A 19,257-nucleotide genomic window follows, 5' to 3' on the forward strand; every position below is an offset into this window, starting at 1 on the left:
TACGGCCACCACCGCCGCCTCGCCGGCGATCAGATACGCCCCCACGCTCAGTGCCGCGATCAGCACGGCACCGGCGTTCACCACGGCACCCACCAGGGATCACCCCTCCCGTTCGGTCTCTTACCGACCGTTCCCCTTCCCTGCACACAGCGTGACACACCCCACTGACAGTCAGCGTCGCGTCAGGAGGGGGCAAGGGGTGCGTCAGGAATTGACTGTTCCCATCTTTTGAGAGTTACTATCAAAAGCACGCAACAGTCAGAGCCTGTCCCGAGGAGTGCCGTGACGACCACGCCCACCCTGTCCCCGCCCAGCGCGGACCCCCGCCCCGACCCCCGCCGCTGGTGGGCCCTGGGCGCGATCGTCGCCTGCATGCTCGTCCTGGGCTTCGACGGCACGATCCTGAACGTGGCCCTGCCGACCATGGCCACCGAACTCGACGCCGACGCGGGCACCCTGCAGTGGATAGCCGACTCGTACCTCGTCGTCTTCGCCGCGCTGATGCTCCCCGCGGGCCTGCTGGGCGACCGCTTCGGCCGCCGCCGCACCCTCGTCGCCGGCCTCGTCCTCTTCCTCGCCGGCTCGCTCGCCGGAACCTTCGCGGAGGACGCGGGCACCGCCATCGCCGCCCGCTCGGTCATGGGGATCGGCGCGGCCTTCATCATGCCGCTCGCGATGTCCGTACTCCCCGCCCTCTTCACACCCGAGGAGCGGAGCAAGGCCATCGGGGCGGTGTCCGGCGCCTCCGCGCTCGGTCTTCCCCTCGGGCCGATCATCGGCGGGTTCCTGCTCGACCACTTCTGGTGGGGCTCGGTCTTCCTGGTCAACGTGCCGCTCGTCGGCGTGGCCGTCGTCGCCTGCCGCTTCCTGCTCCCGGAGATGAAGGACCCCGCGGCCCCCGGCGTCGACGGCCTCGCCACCGTGCTCACCGTCGGCGGCCTCGGAGCGCTCGTCTACGGCGTCACCGAGGGCCCCGACCGCGGCTGGACCTCCCCGGCCGTCCTCGGCACGCTCGCCGCCGCCGTCGTCCTGCTCACCCTGCTGACCCTGCGGTCACGCCGGCGGGCACGGCCGATGCTCGACCTGACGCTGCTCCGGCACCGCGGCTTCCTGTGGAACACCATCGCCGCCTCCCTGGCGATGTTCATCTTCACCGGCCTGCTGTTCGTCCTGCCCTCCTACCTCCAGACCGTGTGCGGCAACGACGCCTTCGGCACCGGCCTGCGCATGATCCCCATGCCCGTCGGCATGCTGATCGCCTCCCGGCTCGCTCCGCCGCTGACCCGGCGCGCGGGGGCGCGCGTCGTCATCCCCGCCGGACTCGTACTGCTCGGCCTGGGCGCGCTGCTCGGCAGCCGGACCGCCGTCGGCGACGGCTACGCGTTCACCGCGGCCTGGCTGGTCCTGGCCGGTGCCGGCGTCGGAATCGCTCTGATCCCCGCCATGGACGGCGCCCTGGGCATGCTGCCCCGCGAACGGGTGGGCGTGGGTTCCGGTCTCCTCATGACGCTGCGCCAGGTCGCGGGCGCGATCGGCGTCGCGATCCTGGGCAGCCTGCTCACCGCCGCGTACCGCGCGCGCCTGGAGACGCCCCGGGTGCCGGCCGCCGCCGCGGAGGCGGCCGAGGAGTCGGTCATGGGGGCCCACCGGGTGGCGGCCGGGCTCGGCGACGCCGCCCTGACCCGCTCGGCGGACGCCGCCTACCTGCACGGCATGGACCTGACCCTGCTGACCTCCGGCGGCATCGCCTTCGCGGCGGCCCTCCTGATCGCCGCCTTCCTGCCCGGCACCCGCGCACGGGCGGCGATCACACCCACCGCTGTGGCCGCCGAAACACCGAATGCCCGACAATGACGCTCATGGCCTCCGCACGAACCTCCCCCACCGCCCAGCCGGGCCCCCGGCTCGGGCTGCGCGAACGGAAGAAGATCCAGACCCGCCAGGCGATCCGCGCCGCCGCCTACCGGCTCTTCGAGGAGCAGGGGTACGACGCGACGCCGGTGGACCAGATCGCGGAGGCCGCCGACGTCTCGCCCAGCACCGTCTTCCGGTACTTCCCGACCAAGGAGGACATCGTCCTCACGGACGAGTACGACCCCCTTCTGGAGGCGGCGCTCCGGTCCCGCCCGGCCGACGAGCCCCCGCTCCGCGCGATCCGCAACACCGTCCTGGAGGGCCTGCGGGACATCCTCGGCAGCGCCAGCCCCGAGATGCGGATGCGCAACCGGCTGATCCGGGACGTCCCCAGCCTGCGGGCGCGCGCCGGCGAGGGCGTGGGCGAGTCGGCGCGCCTCCTGCGTTCCGTCCTGGCCGAGCGCACCGGCCGCTCGGAGGACGACTTCGAACTGCGCGTCGTGACGACCGCGGTGCTGGTCGTCATGCAGGAGGCCGTGATGGTGTGGGTGGACGAGGGCCAGGCCGGCGATCCGCTCGACTACCTGCGGCGCGCGCTGGACGTGCTGGAGCGGGGCCTCACCCTCTGAGCGCCGCCCCCTCTACGAGCGGGTTCACCTCCCCCTCAGCTTCGCGGCGAGCTCCTCGGGGTCGGAGGTCGGCGCGTCGCACGTGAAGCCGCGGCACACGTACGCGGCCGGGCGGCCGGCCAGCAGCGGCCGGTCCGCCAGCAGCGGCACCTCGGCGGCCGTCGCGGAGGCCGGTTCCCCCAGGGCGACGGCCAGCCCGGGCCGCTGGGAGAGCAGGGCGGTGCGGTGCAACTCCCGCGTGGCCGGGTCGTCGTACGGCCCGACGACGGCGACCTCGTACGGCCCGTCGAGCAGCGCCTCCGCCACCGCCAGGCCCCAGCCGATGAAGCGCGGCGCCTTGGGCCCGAGCGCCCGCACCACGCCGAGCGCCCGCTCGGCCGCCTCCCGGTGCGGCGCGCTCCCCGTGAGCGCCGCGTAGGTCAGCAGGGCCCCGGCGGCCGCGGTCCAGCCCGACGGGGTGGCGTTGTCCGTCGGGTCCTGCGGGCGGCGGATGAGCGCCTCGGCGTCGTCCGCCGTGTCGAAGAGGGCTCCCTCCTCGTCGCGGAACCGGATCAGGACGGTGTCCAGCAGCAGTCCCGCGAAGTCCACCCAGACGCCCTCGCCGGTGACGGCGGACAGCGCGAGGAAGCCCTCGGCCACGTCCGCGTAGTCCTCCAGTACGCCCGCGTGGCCCCCGGCGACGCCGTCCAGGGAGGTGCGGAAGAGGCGCGCGTTCCAGTCCATGTGGGTGCGGACGAGCAGGTCGGCGGCGTCCGTCGCGGCCTGGACCAGGTCGGGGCGGTCGAAGTAGGCGCCGGTCTCGGCCAGTGCGGCGACGGCCAGGCCGTTCCACCCCGCCACGACCTTGTCGTCCCGTCCCGGCCGGGGCCGCCGGGCACGGGCCGCCAGCAGCCGCTCCCGGATCGACGCGATCCGCTCGGCGTCCACGAGCCGTTCGCTGTCCGGCAGTTGGAGGACCGAGGCCCCCTCTTCGAAGGTCCCCTCCTCGGTGACGCCGAAGTAGTCGGCGGCCAGGTCGGCGTCCGCCTCCCCCAGCACCTCCCGTAGCTGCTCGGAGGTCCAGACGTAGTAGGCGCCCTCACGGTGCCGGCCCTGCCCGTCGTCGCTGTCCGCGTCCAGCGCGGAGGCGAAACCGCCCTGGTCGGTACGCATCTCCCGGACCAGGAAGTCGGCGGTGTCCAGGGCCACCCGCCGGGCGAGGCCCGAGCCCGTGGCCCGCCACAGGTGCGCGTAGACGCGGCACAGCAGGGCATTGTCGTACAGCATCTTCTCGAAGTGCGGCACGACCCACCCGTTGTCCACGGAGTAGCGGGCGAAGCCGCCGCCCAACTGATCGTGGATCCCGCCGCGGGCCATGGCCTCACAGGTGGCCGTCACCATGTCGAGAGGGGCGGCGGACCCGGTGCGCACGTGGTGGCGGAGCAGGAACTCCAGCACCATGGACGGCGGGAACTTCGGCGCCCCGCCGAAACCACCGCGCACCGCGTCGAACTCGCGGGTCAGTGCCATCAGCGCCATGTGCAGCTCATCGGCGGCGGGCGGCTGCCCGCCGACAGCCGCGGTCAGGGGCCGCCGCGACAGATCCTCGACGATCCGCCCGGCCACCTCGCCGACCTCGTCCCGCCGGTCACGCCACGCGGCCGCCACCCCCTCCAGCACCTGCCGGAAGGAGGGCATCCCATGCCGGGGGGCGGGCGGGAAGTACGTGCCGAAGTAGAAGGGTTCGGCGTCGGGCGTCAGGAAGACGGTCATGGGCCAGCCGCCCTGCCCGGTCGCGGCCTGCACCGCCTCCATGTAGACGGCGTCGATGTCGGGCCGTTCCTCGCGGTCGACCTTGACGGAGACGAAGTGCTCGTTGAGGTAGGCGGCGGTCTCCTCGTCCTCGAAACTCTCGCCGGCCATCACATGGCACCAGTGGCACGAGGAGTAACCGACCGACAGGAGAACGGGGACGTCGCGCCGCTCTGCCTCCTCGAAGGCCTCCGCCCCCCACAACCACCAGTCAACCGGGTTCTCGGCATGCTGCTGGAGGTACGGGGAGGTGGTATCTGCAAGTCGATTTGGCATGCCCTATGGTCCCTCAAATGCAGGTGCCCCTGCCAGCCGACACGGAGGCATAGAGGCTGGGCCGGAACCCGCTGCAGCCGTCAGCCCTCCCCCGGCAACAGAAGTCAGGATGACCTGGCCAGCCCTAGGAGAATGTGCCAGCCGAAGGGTAAGTCGATCACGCGTTCGGAGCCGCCCTCAGGCCGGCAAACCACCATCCCTGCGAACGAGTTTCAGCCCCAACAGCAGGCCTAGGACGGTTTCGCTACGGCCCGCATGCACCACACTCTCAACCTCAGACCCCAAGGAAGCAGAATACGATAATCCTATTTAAAGGAAAAGGTTTACCCAGGGACATTCTTGGACATCTTGCGAAGCAACGCTATGGAGGTTGCAATGATCGCGCCACTCGTAACGGCCGGAGCCAGTATGGCAGTTGCGATCATGGCGTACTGGTTGAACCATCGAGGGGAAGTTCGCAGGTCCCTCAGGGAGGCGCGGATCGACTGGGTCAGAAGTCAATTGAAAGATCTCTATGGCCCACTCCTTATTTTAGCAGAGACCAATGAACGCGCATGGCAAGAGTACCGGAGAGCATATTTTCCAACCGATTCAAGAGACCCATCGGAGAGCCCACTGTCAGAGTCGATGTCGGCGCGATGGCATACGTGGGTTGAGACAGTCTTCGCCCCGAGGGCTCGACAGATAAGGGACATCGTCACTGCGCGCGGAGATCTTATTATCGAAAAAGAGATGCCAGAAGTGGTACTTGACTTCTGCGCCCATGCGGCATCATATGACGCCCTGCTGGCTGACTGGGAAATTACCAGTGTCAATAACTCCACACTGATCCGTCACCCAGGGATTACCTTCCTATCCTATCTGCGCGAGTCGTACGTTACCTTGAAAACAGAACAAGAAAATCTACTGAACTCTAGGCGGCCACTTTAGCGGGACCAACAAGTCTTTACGAAGAGTGCAAGGCGAGGGGAATCTTGCGTGAAAATATTCCTGAGCTGGTCCGGAGCGCGCTCACGGCAAATCGCCGAGTCCCTGAAATCTTGGCTTCCAGATGTTATCCAAGAGATTGACCCATGGGTCTCGACTCAGGACATCGCCAAAGGAGGAAGAGGGATCGACGAGATTACCCATGAACTTGCCGCGACAGACTTTGGAATCGTCTGCATAACCCCAGAGAATGAGGCGTCAAAATGGATCAATTTTGAGGCGGGCGGCCTGGCCAAGCAATTCGAAATTGCGCACGTAGTGCCATTTCTAGTTGACATGAAAATTGCGGATTTAGCCGGCCCCCTTGCCCAGTTCCAGGCAACCGTTGGGGAAAGTCGGGACGACGTTAGGAAGCTCATCGGCGACATCAATAAAGCGTCGACAGGAAGAATGGTGGCAGAGGACCGTCTGGATCGAGCATTCACGCGAAGCTGGCCCGAACTACAAAGGACCCTTCGGGGTATCCGCAAATCATCCCCTAGGGAAGGTATGCCAAATCCGGTCGAGCGGTCGGAGGCAGAAGTACTGGAAGAGATCCTTTTGCTAGTTCGAAAGCAAGAATATCGGCGAGCAGATATGGAGGGGAAGGCGACTCAAGCAGAAGAAAAGCTATCACGAGGCCGACGCATTAGCGAGGACGAGTTCATCGTATCGTCATTCGCAAAGATAGGATGGCAGGTCCTTGGATCCTCCTGGGAAAGTGCTGGAGTGAGCATCGTGGCACAGAATACGGAGGGCTGCGGCGTATCACTGTCACGTGATTTCATCGAACGGATTGCTAAGTCTCTGGGCAGACGCTTGGTTGTGGTGGGAGAGTCGGGGAATGTAATAATCCGCAGCAGCCTCAACTTTTCCTAGCATGACGTGGTGCTAGCTCATCGATCAAACTTCACCTCCACGGGAACCGGCATCTTCTCTGTTCTCCTGAAGCGTAGCTTGTCGATTTTCTCTTCCCGAACCCAAGCGTTCCACGCCTTGATATACATAGCTACTTGCTCACGCATGGAGTACCGCCGTTTGAAACCCCGCCTCTGCACATGAGGAACCTTGAGCAGGGCAAGCCGCAGGTCTCCCACCTCAAGATTCGCACCCGAGGTCAGTCCTTCGATCCAGTTGTCAACCTTAACAGCGGGGGCCGCCTCAGTCGTTACGAAATACCCCACCGCCACTGCAGTTTGGCTCGCAAACACGCGCTTGGAAATATTGCGACCCGTCACTACAGCTTCTCGGTACATGTCACTATCTTCATTGTATGCAGCTAGGATCCGGCCATTTGCGATTCGAGATCCGCTGCCACTCCAAGGGGAGTCTGGAATATTTTTAAAAAGGAGAACGTGGCGAATAGTAGAGTGAAGCAGGGGAAGGTATTTTTCGCCTGTAGATGAAAGCGTGTCCACACCGCTGCGACGCTTACCCGTATCAAGGACAGGAAATGCAGTCCTCGGAAGTCCTTCAAATACGAAAATCCACACCGGAATGCCGGCCTTTATGATGGCGTTCAAGCGATGTTGGCCGTCCAGAAGGCTTCCAGTCTGAAGGGGTCCGTCAAGCGCAATCCCCTGGTGTGTCAATTGCCACTCTTCGCGGATTATCGAATCAGCCAAGAAGTCAACTTGGCCCACGTCCAGGCGGCGATTTACTACGGCTCGAGATAGCAAATCCTCTGCCATCTCTGGAGTCACTCGGACGAGACGCGGGATAGGTGCGCCCCCTGGAACCTCACTATCGGTGAGCATTCCAAGACTATACGGGCTTTAATGGCGCACACATGGCCGAAGATCAGAAGTGGCCTGTTTTGATCATAAGCATTCAAGTATGATCCGTAATGGATGGGGTGGGCGCAATCCAGTGGGAAACTCCCACGCAGCTTGCCCCGGTTTCCCTCTCTTTGGATGGGCTAGGCCGTCGCATGACATCCTGGGGCGTCGGGTTCCGCAGACGCGATGTTGGTGGACACTCACCTGTACGGCGTCGTCGATGTCGCAACAGCCGCCAGGCGAGGCTGAGGATCAGGTTGGCCGCTGCCAAACAGTAGCGAACAACGAGCTGGGGCGGTGCATCAGCGGGCGTCTACCTCGGGCCGGGACACCTCGTCAGGTCGAGGGTGTAGGTCCGTCCATCAACCAGCTCGATAGCAACTTGCCTGAGCCGTACTTATGCGTGCAGGCGGTGAGGTAGCCGGAGCTGGTGGGCTGGGTGTGGACGATGCTCTCCCGGCGTACGGGTCCACCACCGCGAGACCAGGACTCCGTGTAGCCCTCACTTCACTGAGAAGTCGCCATAGTCCTTGCACGCGGAGGCCACGGATACCACCTGGTCGATCAGCAGCACATCCTCGGATCCGTAGCCTTACCTTGCCGCTTCGCGTCTTCCCGCATGACCGCGAGGTCAGGAGCGGAGTTCTCGTCAGTCAGGAAGTCGATGTGCACGTCGGAGATGGCTTCGCCTACCAGTCGAGGGGCAGGGAGTTGATCCGCGTCGACCTGATGCTGAAGTACTCCCCGCTCCGCAGAGCGATGGCCACCTTGCCGTCGATACCGAGCGGCACAGGGGCAGTTCAGCCTACGTGCAACCACCGGATCGGCGGAAATAACGCCCCTGCCCCTACTCGTAGCCACGGTTGCGGTGGCAGGGCCGCTGCCTTCCGCGTTCGGCCGAATCGTGGCGCACTGAGCGATCGAGCAAGCCAACTGCTCTTCATTTCGCGCGTCTACGCCCCGACCCGGCTGATCACCATAAGCGTCTATAGCACTACTACTAGCTGAAAACACCCCAAATCAGTACTACCGGGAACGCCTCATGCCACGCTCCTCAGGCTTCCCCCGACAGAACCCTACGGCGCCGTGGCTCCTCCCAGAGACCGTTCGACCGGGTTTCCCACAGGGGGTTTTCCACAGGCCTGCCGGAATCCTCGTCGACGCGGAAGACTGGGACGCCTTCAGCATTCGCTGGTCGAAGGGGGGACGGCACATGCAGAGCTCGCTGCCCGCGCTGCGGCAGGATCACCGGGCGGAAGTCGAGGGCCTGCTGGAGCGGGCGATCGGGGAGGAGGTGCGGCGGTCGGGTGGGCGTGTCGATGGGGATGTGCTGCTGCGGCGGGCGCGCGAGGAGTTGGACGCGCTGGCCCGGGCGGCGGCCGAGGAGTACGCGGCGTACGTCCGGGCGCTGGACGAGGAGGCCGCGGCCGTCGGGCCGTTGTCCGCGCGCTTGTCGGGGGCCGCGCTCGGTACGCCCATGCTGGTGACGGCCGTGACGGCGGTGACGGCCCTCGGGGCCGATCTGGGGTACGGGACGTCCACGGGCACCGCCGTCAGCACGGCGGTGGCGGTGGCTCTCGCGGGCTCCGTGGCGACGCTCGCGAAGCTGACGGCCGGACACTGGCCGGCCCGTCACCGGCGGGCCGGGCTGCGAGGACAGCCGGGCGGGGCCGAGCAGTTGAGGCTTCAGTGGCGGACGGCGGTGGAGGTACGGGGGATCCGGCCGTTCCTCGACCGACAGCGGATGCTTCAGGGAGCGAATAACGGCAAGAGCCCGGCGGGGGGCACGCCGGGGACGGGTGGTTCGTCACGAGGACCGCAACTGCGCGGCGGCGACCGCAGCGCGATGGCCCGGCAGCGCAGCCTCCTGGCCCGCTCCTTTGATGATCTCCCCCAGGACGGAGGGGTGTTCGCCGGGCGGAAGGCTCAGGTGGACCGGATCGCCCAGTGGGTGCGCCAGGCCCGGGCGAGCACCGAGACGAGACCGACGGTCGTGGTGCTGCACGGCCCGTCGGGGGTGGGCCGGTCCGCGTTGGCGCTGCGCGCGGCGCATCAGCTGCGGGATCAGTTCCGTGGCGCCTGCCTGGTGGACCTGCGCGGCGAGAGCCAGGAGGAGCCGCCGCTGCCGACCCGCGACGCACTGCTGCACCTGCTCAACCGACTCGGCGCCCCTCGCGATCAGTTGCTCTTCCGGGAACGCACCTCGCGCGAGCAGCACCTCAGGCGGCTGTCCGAGGTGTACCACAAGCACCTCGCCCGGCTGCCGGTGACGATCGTGCTGGACGACGCGTCCGACGCGGAGCAGGTGCGCGCCCTGGTGCCAGACCGGTCGGAGAGCCTGGTGCTCGTCACCTCCCGTGAGCCGCTGGAGCTGCCACCCGAGTTGGAGGCGTGGGTGCACCGGCTGGAGGTCGGCCCACTGGACGAGGCGGGCGCGGAGGAACTGCTGCGCTCGGTCGCCGCGCCTGAGGAGGAGCGCGAGGACGGCGCCGCACAGGAGGACGAGCTGTACGACGCCCAGTCGCTCACCCGCGTAACGGAGTTGTGCGGCGGCCTGCCGCTGGCCCTGCGGGTGGCCGGGTCCTCGCTCGGCGCGCGAACGCCACGCGCGCTGGCCATGGAGCTGGAGGCGGCGGGCCAGGACGGCCCGGTGGAACGGGCCCTGTGGCTGCGCTACATGGATCAGGGAGAGGACGCCCGGCGATTGCTGCGGCGACTCGCGCTGGCCGGCCGGGCGTCACTGGGCGCGGCCGCCGCGGCGGCCCTGCTCGCGGCCGACGGACAGGAGGCGGCGCAGCGGCTGACGGAGCTGGCACGGGCCGGGCTGATCGAGCCGGTGCGCCCCGGGCGCTACCGGATGCACGATCTGGTACGGGACTTCGCGCACGCCCGGCTGCACGAGGAAGAGGACCCCGGGGAGCGGGGGGCGGCCCAGGAGCGGCTGATCCGCAGTTACGCCGAGCTCGCCGACACGGTCATCCGCATGGTGGACGGCAAGACGTCGACACGCGCGGACATGTTCTCCGAAGGCGCGGCCGGAGGCCACGGATTCCCGTCGCTGGACGCGGCCCTGCGCTGGCTGGACGACGAGTCGAGCTTCATCACGGCCGCTCTCCGGCACGCGGAGGGCGTCGACCAGTCGGCGGTGCTGCACCTGCTGGGTGCCCTGTGCGACTACTGCCTGCTGCGCGGGGACCTGTACCGGCTCGGTGAGCTGAGCGAGCTGACGCAGGCCACGGACCGGGAGCTGCTGACCCGCTCCGTGCAGTGGCGCACGGGTGTGGCCGCCCGGCAGCTCGGCGAGCTGGACTCCTCCCGGACGACGCTGACGTCGGTGGTGGACCTGTACCTCGACGCCCAGCACCACGCCGGCGCGGCACGGGCCCTGCGCGACCTGGGCATCACCCTCCAGCACCAGGGGAATCTCAAGGAGGCCGCGGCGAAGCTGAGGGAGGCGCTGGAGCTGCAGGCGGCCCCTGAGCTGAGCGGTGACCGGGCGTGGACGATGCACGCGCTGGCCGCGGTGGAACGCGACCGCGGTCGGCTGGCGGAGGCGCTGGACCTGCTGGCCGTGGCGCTGGAGCTGCACCGGGAGAGCGAGAGCCTGCACGGCCAGGCGTGGGCGCACTTCCAGCTGGGCCAGGTGCGGCTGCGCATGGGCCGCCCCGAGCCGGCGGAGGCCGAGCTGCGCCAGGCGCTGGAGCTGTACGGACGGACGCAGGACGGCCGGGGCGCGGCCTGGGCCCTGACCCAGCTGGCGCGGGGCCGGCTGATAGCCGGGGACGCGGCGGCGGCCGTGGAGGGTCTCCGGCAGGCCGTCTCCCGGCACCGGGAGCACGAGGACGCGCGGGGTGAGGCGTGGACCCTCTTCTACCTGGGCCAGGCCCTGGAGGAGCTGGGCGATCTGCCGGCCGCGCTGCGGGAGCTGGAACGAGCCCGGACGATGTTCAACCGGATGCGTGACGTGTACGGGCTGGCCTGTGCCCGCCACCACTCGGCGCGGGTGACCCGCGACCAGCGGGCGGCCCAGACGGGGAGCCTGCGGAACAGCGGTTTCGCCCGGCAGTTGCTCCAGGACGCGCGGCTGGACTTCCAGCGGGTGGGCGTCGCGCACGGCGAGGCGTGGTCGTGCCTGGAGCTGGCGGTGGTCGACGCGGGGAACGGGAGGCTGGAGCAGGCGCTGGAGCTGACGGAGGAGGCGGAGCGGCTGTTCACCGGGTTCGGCGACCGGCGCGGCGAGAGCTGGGCGCGTTTCCTGCGCTGCACCTTGCTGCCGTTCGTGTCGCCGGGCGGCTCGGTGGTGGGCGCGGCCGTCGCCGGGGAGGACCTGGCTCGCCTGCGGCGTGAGCTGCGGGGTGCGGACTGGGCGGTGGACCCGGCGCTGGAGCAGTACGCGGAGGCGTACGCGCTGGTACTGGAGCGCGGGGTGGAGCCGGAGGCCGGGTGGCAGGCGTGGCGCCTGGGCATGGTGCCGGGACGGCGGGCACGGGAGGTGATGGCCGTGCTGCCGCGTTGAGACCGAGCCGTCGCGTGCGCATGCATGGTGCCACCGGCGTGTGCCGCGGCCTCGCTACCTCGTCGGGATCTTGCTCCCGAGCGCGTGGCGCGGCGCTGCTACCGCATCGGGTTCCTGCTCGCGAGTCGGGATCTTGCCACCTACCGCATCGGGGCGTCGCGGCCACCGCCCGCTGGAGCCGCGCCGGCGCGCCGGAGAGCCCGCTGCCGCCGCGTGATGGGGCCGCGCTGTCGCCGCGTGCGAGGGCGTGCCGGCGCTTAGGAGCCGTGCGCCGCCGCGCGCCGAGGGCGTACCAGCGCATCGGAACCGTCTGCCGCCGCGTGCCGAGGGCGTGCGGACGTGTCGGAAGCGTGCCGCCGCCGTCGCCAAGGCGTCCCGGCGTGCCGGAAGCGTGCTGCCGCCGCCGCTGCCAAGGGCGTGCCGACGCGCGGAAGCGTGCTGCCGTCGCGTTCCGACCCCCTACCGCGCAGGTCCGGACCGTCCGGATGCCCGCGCGGCGGGCGGCCGGGCGATTCGGTCCCGCCGCGGGTCAGGCGGAGGGCTTGCCGCCCGCCGCCGGTGCCGCCTCGTCTGTAGTAGCCGCGGCGGTGGTGGCGGACACGGCGGCGGGCGCCGGGGCGGCGCCCTCGGGCGCCTCCTCGAAGGACACCCGCTTCATGTGCTTCGTCATGCTCTTCATCAGCAGCCACACGGCGGCACCGATGACGGCGAAGACGATGAAGCCCAGGACACCGGGGGTGACCTTGCTCTTGTCGAGGTCGTCCCCGGCGGCGGCGAGCGGCACCAAGTGGGTGGCGGCGAAGGAGGCAGTCGCGCTCATCATGGGCTCAATTGTTGCGGATGCCCGCGAAGAGGTCGTCCTCGGGGAGGGACGTGCCGACGAGCGACTTGGCGAGCTCGTACTCCTCGGTGGGCCACACCTCCCGCTGGAGGTCCAGCGGCACCTTGAACCAACCGCCGTCCGGGTCGATCTGCGTGGCGTGGGCGATCAGCGCCTTGTCACGGATCTCGAAGAAGTCGCCGCAGGGGACGAAGGTGGTGAGGTTGCGCTCCCGGCCCATCGAGTCCCAGCGCTCCAGCCACTCCCCGTAGGGCGACTCCAGGCCGCGCTCCAGCAGCGCGTCGTGCAGCGCCTGGGTGCGCGGCCGGTTGAAGCCCTGGTTGTAGTAGAGCTTCAGCGGCTGCCAGGGCTCGCCGGCCTCGGGGTAGCGCGAGGGGTCGCCGGCCGCCTCGAAGGCCACCATCGAGATCTTGTGGGTCATGATGTGGTCGGGGTGCGGGTAACCGCCGTTCTCGTCGTACGTGGTGATCACGTGCGGCTTGAACTCGCGGATCAGCTTGACCAGCGCACCGGCCGCCTCGTCCACGTCCTGGAGCGCGAAGCAGCCCTCGGGCAGCGGGGGCAGCGGGTCGCCCTCGGGGAGGCCGGAGTCCACATAGCCCAGCCACTCCTGTTTGACGCCCAGGATGTCCCGGGCCTCGTCCATCTCCTTGGCACGGACCTCGTGGATGTGCTCCTCGATGTAGGGGTCCCCCTGGAGCTTGGGGTTGAGGATGGAACCGCGCTCCCCACCCGTGCAGGTGGCGACCAGCACGTCCACCCCCTCGGACACGTACTTGGCCATCGTGGCCGCGCCCTTGCTCGACTCATCGTCGGGGTGGGCGTGAACGGCCATCATTCGCAGCTGCTCAGTCAAGGCTCGATCCTCAGTCACTCGTCTCGGCAGACGCCTCCTATAGTGACCGAAGCGGGAGCCGTTTCATTCCGCGTTCACAAATCGGCGTCCGGGAGGCGATGATCATGGCTGCGCAGCGCGAGGCCCTGCCCGAGGGGCGTTACGGCCGCTCGGCGGACGAGCGCGCGAACCGCAAGCTCAAGATCGTCGGAGGGGCGCTGTTCGCGGTGCTGCTCGGGTTCGTCGCGTGGGCCGGTGTGCACTATGTCACCAAGTCGGACGTCAGCGGTCAGCTCATCCGGTCGAAGAAGATCTCCGCGACGTCGGTCCAGGCGGTCATCGAGGTCCGCAAGGAGAAGAACGACAGCGGTGTGTGCACCCTCCGCTCGCTGGGCGAGGACGGGGCCGAGGTGGCCCGCAAGGACGTGTCCCTCGACCGCCGTGAGACGCACTTCACCGAGCTCGTCACCCTCCGTACCACCGCTCCCGCCCGCATCACGGAGCTGGAGGGCTGCCGGACCACCGACCGCGGCTGACGGCGGCGGCCGACCGGCGGGCGCGAGCGGCCGGCGGGCACGGACGGCGAACGGACGAGCGATCGGCGCCGCAGCCGGGGAGACCCGACGATCAGCGCTCTGACCTGCTGCGACGCGATCCTTGCGGGATTTCGTCCCACGACTTCTTCCCCCATTCCGGACGTAATTGTTAGGCTCGTGGTTTCGCCCGCCTTTGGAGGTGCACCCTTCTGAGTAGGGCGTTCATTTGTATCCGTGACCCCGAAGTTTTTCCCAGCACCGACGAGGAGCACCTGTGACCCAGACCAGCGACAGCGTCACCTGGCTGACTCAGGAGGCGTACGACCAGCTCAAGGCCGAGCTGGAGTACCTGTCTGGTCCCGCTCGCACCGAGATCGCGGCCAAGATCGCCGCGGCGCGCGAGGAAGGTGACCTGCGAGAGAACGGCGGGTACCACGCGGCCAAGGAGGAGCAGGGCAAGCAGGAGCTCCGTGTGCGCCAGCTGACGCAGCTGCTCGAGCACGCGAAGGTCGGCGAGGCCCCGGCCGCCACCGGCGTGGTCGCCCCCGGCATGGTCGTCACCATCGCCTTCGACGGCGACCCGGACGACACCCTGACCTTCCTGCTCGCCTCCCGCGAGTACGCGAGCTCGGACATCGAGACGTACTCTCCCCAGTCCCCGCTGGGCACCGGCGTCAATGGCAAGAAGGTCGGCGAGGACGCCGAGTACGAGCTGCCGAACGGCCGCAAGGCGAAGGTCCGCATCATGGACGCCACGCCGTACCAGGGCTGAGACCGCCCGTCGAGGCGCGTCGCGGAGTCGCGCAGCGAAGGCGCGCTGCGGAGGCGCGTCGCACCACCTGCTTCCCGGCCCCGGACCGCCCGCAACGGTCCGGGGCCGGAGCTCTGTCGGGACGGGCCCGTCGCCCTCACCCCGTGGCGGACCGGTACTTCCGTACCGCCAGCCACCGGAACACCAGGATGATCAGGGCCGACCAGATCAGCGACGCCCACACCGGGTGCCGCATCGGCCAGGCCGCCGGCACGGGATAGCCGGGCGGCAGGTTGCCGAAAAGCTCCCGGGCCGCCTGGACGGTGGCGCTGAAGGGGTTCCACTCGGCGATCACCCGCAGGACGGTCGGCATGTTGCCGGACGGCACGAACGCGTTCGAGATGAACGTCAGCGGGAACAGCCAGACGAGTCCGCCGGAGGTGGCCGCCTCCGGAGTCCGCACGGAGAGCCCGATCAGCGCGCCGATCCACGAGAACGCGTATCCCAGCAGGAGCAGCAGGGCGAAGCCCGCCAGCGCCTTCGGCACCCCCTCGTGGATCCGCCAGCCCACGATGGCGGCCACGATCGCCAGCACCACCAGGGTCAGCGCGGTCTGCACGAGGTCGGCGAGCGTCCGTCCGGTGAGGACGGCGCCCCGGGCCATCGGCAGGGAACGGAAGCGGTCGATGAGGCCCTTGTGCATGTCGTCGGCGATCCCCGCCCCCGCCCCCGCGGTGGCGAACGTGACCGTCTGGGCGAAGATGCCCGCCATGAGGAACTCGCGGTAGAGCGACGGCTTCGTATCGCCGCCCACGGCGATCGAGCCACCGAAGACGTAGCTGAACAGCACCACGAACATGACGGGCTGTACGACGCCGAACACGACCACCTCGGGGATCCGCCGCATGCGCAGCAGGTTCCTCTGGGCGATGACCAGGGAGTCGTGGACGGACCGGCCGACGCGGCCTCGCCTGAGCGCCGGCGGTCCCCCTTGCACGGTGTGGTCGACGGCGGTCATCGCGAGACCCCTCCTTGTTGACGTCCCTGCTCCCGCTCCCGCTCGCGCTCCCGCTCTTGCTCCCGCTCGCCCGCGCCCTCGGCGGCGTGACCGGTCAGCGAGATGAACACGTCGTCCAGCGTGGGACGGCGCAGCCCGATGTCGTCGATGCCGACGTCCCGGGCGTCCAGTTCGCGGATGATCTCGGCGAGCAGCCGGGCGCCGCCGGAGACCGGGACGGTGATCCGCCGGGTGTGCGGTTCGACGGCGGAGCCGCCGTCGCCGAAGCCCCGCAGGACGGCGTCGGCGACGGGAATGTGCTCGGGCCGGTGTACGACGACCTCGACGCGCTCCCCGCCGGTCCGCGCCTTGAGCTGGTCGGACGTACCGCGCGCGATCACCCGGCCGTGGTCCACGACGGCGATGTCGTGCGCAAGGTGGTCGGCCTCCTCCAGGTACTGCGTGGTGAGCAGCAACGTCGTTCCACCGGCGACCAGTTCCTGGATGACCTCCCACAACTGCTGCCGGTTGCGGGGGTCGAGGCCGGTCGTCGGTTCGTCCATGAACATCACGGGCGGGCTGACGACCAGGGCCGCCGCGAGGTCGAGGCGGCGGCGCATCCCGCCGGAGTACGTCTTGGCGGGGCGGTCGGCGGCGTCGGCGAGGTGGAAGCGGTCCAGGAGTTCGCCGGCCCGGCGCTTCGCCTCGCGCCCGCTCAACTGGTAGAGCCTGCCGACCATCCGCAGGTTCTCACGGCCGGTCAGGTACTCGTCGACAGCGGCGAACTGGCCGGACAGGCCGATGCTGCGGCGGACCTCGTCGGGCCGCCGCAGCACGTCGACGCCCGCCACCGAGGCCGTGCCGCGATCGGGTTTGATGAGGGTCGTCAGGACGCGTACGGCCGTGGTCTTCCCGGCGCCGTTGGGTCCGAGCAGCCCCAGGACCGTCCCCTCCGGGACGTCGAGGTCGACGCCGTCCAGAGCCCTTACCTCGCCGAATGCCTTGACCAGACCTTCGGCGTGAATCGCTCCCGGCATGGAGCTTCTCCCCGTTCGGTGGCGTCATACAGGGACGTGGGACCAAGGATGTAGGGACGTAGTAGAGGATTTTACGTTCGTGGGGAGCATTCCGCTCTGTGAACGGAAATTCCGGATATTCCCACGACCGGCGACCACGGCCGCGGCCGAAGGCGACCGATCGACGGCGACCGGCCGGCGGCCGCCGGAACGGCTCAGGACAGCACCGGATAGCCCGCCTCCCGCAGCGCCGTGCGCACGGCGGCGCAATGCTCGTGGCCCTTCGTCTCCAGGTGCAGTTCGACCTCCGCCTCCGTGAGCCGCAGCCGCGGGTCGGTACGGACGTGGCCGATGTCGAGGATGTTGACGTCCACCGCGGACAGCACCTCCAGCAGGGCGGCGAGCGCCCCCGGGCGGTCGGTGAGCCGCAGCCGCAGTGAGAGGTAGCGCCCGGCGGCGGCCATGCCGTGCCGCAGGACGCCCTGCAGCAGCAGGGGATCGACGTTCCCGCCGGACAGCACCGCCACGACGGGCCCCTCGAACGAGCGCGGGGCGGCCAGCAGCGCGGCCACCGGGCTCGCACCGGCCGGCTCCACCAGCAGTTTCGCCCGCTCCAGGCAGAGCAGCAGCGCGCTCGCCAACTGGTCCTCGGAGACGGTGCGGACCTCGTCCACCAGCCGCCGGACGATCCCGAACGGTACGTCGCCGGGCCGCGCGACCTTGATGCCGTCGGCCATCGTGACCGGCGCCTCCACGGTCACCGGCCGGCCGGCGGCCAGCGACCGCGGGTACGACGCCGCGTCCGCCGCCTGGACGCCGACGACCCGGACGTCCGGCCGCAACGCCTTGAGCGCCACGGCGATTCCGGCCGCCAGCCCGCCGCCGCCCATGCCCACCACGACGGTGCGCACCTCGGGGCACTGCTCCAAAATCTCCAGCCCCACGGTCCCCTGGCCCGCGATGACGTCCGGGTGGTCGAAGGGATGGATGAGGACCGCGCCCGTGCGCCGCGCGTGCTCCCGGGCGGCGCACAGCGCGTCGTCCACCACCTGTCCGCGCAACCGCACTTCGGCTCCGTACTCACGGGTGGCGACGACCTTCGGCAGCGGCGCGCCCTCCGGCATGAAGACCGTGGACCGCACGCCGAGCAGGGACGCCGCGAGGGCCACGCCCTGTGCGTGGTTGCCCGCGCTCGCCGCGACCACACCGGCCGCGCGCTCCGCCGGGGAGAGGCCCGCGATCCGCACGTACGCGCCGCGGACCTTGAACGAGCCGGTCCGCTGGAGGTTCTCGCACTTGAGGTGCACCGGGGAACCGATCAGTCCGGACAGATGCCGGCTGCCCTCCAGCGCGGTGACCCGGGCGACGCCGGACAGCGTCTTCTGCGCCTGGCGGATGGCGTCGAGGGTGACGGGGAGGTCGGAGGGAGACCCTCCGGAGCCTCCGGGCTCTACGGATCCTCCGGGCTCTACGGCCTCTCGGACCTCTCGCCGCTCTACGGGCTCTACGGCCTCTCGGGTCTCTCGCCACTCTCCGAGCTCTCCGGGCTTGCTCGACGTACCGGCCTCTCCCTGCATACCAGGGTCGCCGGCAGGGCCGGGCATCGGAACCGAGCACGCCGACGAACCGGGCGAGCCGGGCGGAACGCGCGCCGGACGGTCGCCGCCGCCCACTCGTGCAGCCATACCGCCAGTCTCGCAGCCCGGGCCCCGCCGTGGGGCCGCCATCCGAACGAACGGAACCCCGCGACCATACGAACCGACCGGTTTGCCCGGCAACGGCACGCGCGCCCGTCCGGCCGCGTACTCTGTCCCCCATTCCCGAGCAATTCCAGCCCGCCGCACGAAGTGAGTCCCCAGCCATGCCCACCCCTCCGGACATGACGACCGACCTCGCACCAGGTGTCCTCGACACTCTCCAGCACCAGGTTGCCGTCTTCGCCCGTCGTGCAGAACAGACCCGGCTCGGCGGCGTCGGCCGGGTCCACAACTCGATGGACCGCGCCGCCTATCTGCTGCTCAACCGCCTCGACCAGGAAGGCCCGATGGGCGTCAAGGCGCTCGCCGCGGGCATGGGCATCGACTCGTCGACCGTCACCCGCCAGGTGGCGCCCCTCGTCGACACCGGCCTGGTCAAGCGCACCTCGCACCCCGAGGACGGCCGGGCCGTCGTCCTCCAGCTCTCGCCGCGCGGCAAGGCACGGCTTGACGAGGTCCGCGCTTCGCGCCGGCAGCTGATGGCGCTGTGCACGGAGGGGTGGACGGAGGAGGAGCGGGCGGTGTTCTGCACGTTGCTGACGCGCTTCAACTCCGCGTTGTCCGAGGTGCACAGCTCTCTGCCGCAGGTGCCGCCGGCTTCTTGACGGCGCGCGCCGTCTTTCCCGCGGCGGGGCCGCCGCCGGTGTCATCCACCGTGCGGCGCCCGGGCGTCCGGTGCGGCGGGGCCGCTAGGGTGTCGCCCCGGCCCCGCCC

The 19,257-nt window shown here is 69.4% G+C and carries 14 protein-coding genes; 7 read left to right on the top strand and 7 right to left on the bottom strand.

All coding sequences use genetic code 11. The annotated features are described in order from the left end of the window. The first annotated feature begins 282 nt into the window (after positions 1 to 282). Together ACH4PU_RS03545 and ACH4PU_RS03550 are read left to right on the top strand one after the other, a co-directional pair. The gene (locus tag ACH4PU_RS03545; protein WP_398265188.1) at positions 283 to 1,854 is read left to right on the top strand and encodes an MFS transporter; all 1,572 of its coding nucleotides are present in this window, start codon (positions 283 to 285) and stop codon (positions 1,852 to 1,854) included. Then, a complete protein-coding gene (locus ACH4PU_RS03550) occupies positions 1,851 to 2,483 on the top strand; it encodes a TetR/AcrR family transcriptional regulator (RefSeq protein ID WP_398265190.1) in 633 nt (210 codons plus the stop codon). The genes ACH4PU_RS03545 and ACH4PU_RS03550 overlap by 4 nt, the downstream gene beginning before the upstream one ends. 24 nt (positions 2,484 to 2,507) lie before the next feature. Here ACH4PU_RS03550 and ACH4PU_RS03555 read toward each other — a convergent pair whose 3' ends face one another. Further along, positions 2,508 to 4,550 (bottom strand): thioredoxin domain-containing protein, encoded by a 2,043-nt coding sequence (locus ACH4PU_RS03555; RefSeq protein WP_398265193.1) that lies wholly within the window; start codon positions 4,548 to 4,550, stop codon positions 2,508 to 2,510. Between the two features lie 978 nt (positions 4,551 to 5,528). Between ACH4PU_RS03555 and ACH4PU_RS03560 the strand changes: the two genes are divergently transcribed. Beyond that, a complete protein-coding gene (locus ACH4PU_RS03560) occupies positions 5,529 to 6,395 on the top strand; it encodes a TIR domain-containing protein (RefSeq protein ID WP_398265196.1) in 867 nt (288 codons plus the stop codon). A 17-nt stretch (positions 6,396 to 6,412) separates the two neighbouring features. On the opposite strand, the gene ACH4PU_RS03565 is transcribed toward ACH4PU_RS03560, so the two are convergent. Beyond that, the gene (locus ACH4PU_RS03565; protein WP_398265199.1) at positions 6,413 to 7,141 is read right to left on the bottom strand and encodes a hypothetical protein; all 729 of its coding nucleotides are present in this window, start codon (positions 7,139 to 7,141) and stop codon (positions 6,413 to 6,415) included. Between the two features lie 1,366 nt (positions 7,142 to 8,507). Here ACH4PU_RS03565 and ACH4PU_RS03570 point away from each other — a divergent pair. After that, on the top strand, positions 8,508 to 11,810 hold the full coding sequence (locus tag ACH4PU_RS03570) for a tetratricopeptide repeat protein (RefSeq protein WP_398265202.1): 3,303 nt from the start codon (positions 8,508 to 8,510) through the stop codon (positions 11,808 to 11,810). Between the two features lie 529 nt (positions 11,811 to 12,339). On the opposite strand, the gene ACH4PU_RS03575 is transcribed toward ACH4PU_RS03570, so the two are convergent. Both ACH4PU_RS03575 and mca read right to left on the bottom strand, forming a co-directional pair. Continuing rightward, the gene (locus ACH4PU_RS03575) at positions 12,340 to 12,630 is read right to left on the bottom strand and encodes a hypothetical protein (RefSeq protein WP_398265373.1); all 291 of its coding nucleotides are present in this window, start codon (positions 12,628 to 12,630) and stop codon (positions 12,340 to 12,342) included. Positions 12,631 to 12,637: 7 nt separating this feature from the next. Continuing rightward, positions 12,638 to 13,507: a mycothiol conjugate amidase Mca gene (gene mca, locus ACH4PU_RS03580; protein WP_398265205.1), complete on the bottom strand. Its 870-nt coding sequence runs from the start codon at positions 13,505 to 13,507 to the stop codon at positions 12,638 to 12,640. A gap of 104 nt (positions 13,508 to 13,611) precedes the next feature. On the opposite strand from mca, the gene ACH4PU_RS03585 reads away from it, so the two are divergent. Then, entirely contained in the window at positions 13,612 to 14,022 is a 411-nt protein-coding gene (locus ACH4PU_RS03585; protein ID WP_398265208.1) for a DUF4307 domain-containing protein, read from the top strand. A 274-nt stretch (positions 14,023 to 14,296) separates the two neighbouring features. Beyond that, entirely contained in the window at positions 14,297 to 14,794 is a 498-nt protein-coding gene (gene greA / locus ACH4PU_RS03590; RefSeq protein WP_004947986.1) for a transcription elongation factor GreA, read from the top strand. A gap of 136 nt (positions 14,795 to 14,930) precedes the next feature. Here greA and ACH4PU_RS03595 read toward each other — a convergent pair whose 3' ends face one another. The 3 genes from ACH4PU_RS03595 to ilvA form a co-directional block, all read right to left on the bottom strand. Further along, on the bottom strand, positions 14,931 to 15,791 hold the full coding sequence (locus tag ACH4PU_RS03595) for an ABC transporter permease (protein ID WP_398265212.1): 861 nt from the start codon (positions 15,789 to 15,791) through the stop codon (positions 14,931 to 14,933). Beyond that, on the bottom strand, positions 15,788 to 16,807 hold the full coding sequence (locus tag ACH4PU_RS03600; protein ID WP_398265215.1) for an ATP-binding cassette domain-containing protein: 1,020 nt from the start codon (positions 16,805 to 16,807) through the stop codon (positions 15,788 to 15,790). Before ACH4PU_RS03600 ends, ACH4PU_RS03595 begins: the two co-directional genes overlap by 4 nt. A gap of 194 nt (positions 16,808 to 17,001) precedes the next feature. Beyond that, entirely contained in the window at positions 17,002 to 18,471 is a 1,470-nt protein-coding gene (ilvA, locus tag ACH4PU_RS03605; protein ID WP_398265218.1) for a threonine ammonia-lyase, read from the bottom strand. Positions 18,472 to 18,647: 176 nt separating this feature from the next. On the opposite strand from ilvA, the gene ACH4PU_RS03610 reads away from it, so the two are divergent. Continuing rightward, positions 18,648 to 19,148: a MarR family winged helix-turn-helix transcriptional regulator gene (locus ACH4PU_RS03610; RefSeq protein ID WP_004949133.1), complete on the top strand. Its 501-nt coding sequence runs from the start codon at positions 18,648 to 18,650 to the stop codon at positions 19,146 to 19,148. Positions 19,149 to 19,257 lie beyond the last annotated feature (109 nt).

The sequence above is a fragment of the Streptomyces sp. NPDC021100 genome (genome assembly GCF_044333095.1).
Classification (GTDB): domain Bacteria; phylum Actinomycetota; class Actinomycetes; order Streptomycetales; family Streptomycetaceae; genus Streptomyces.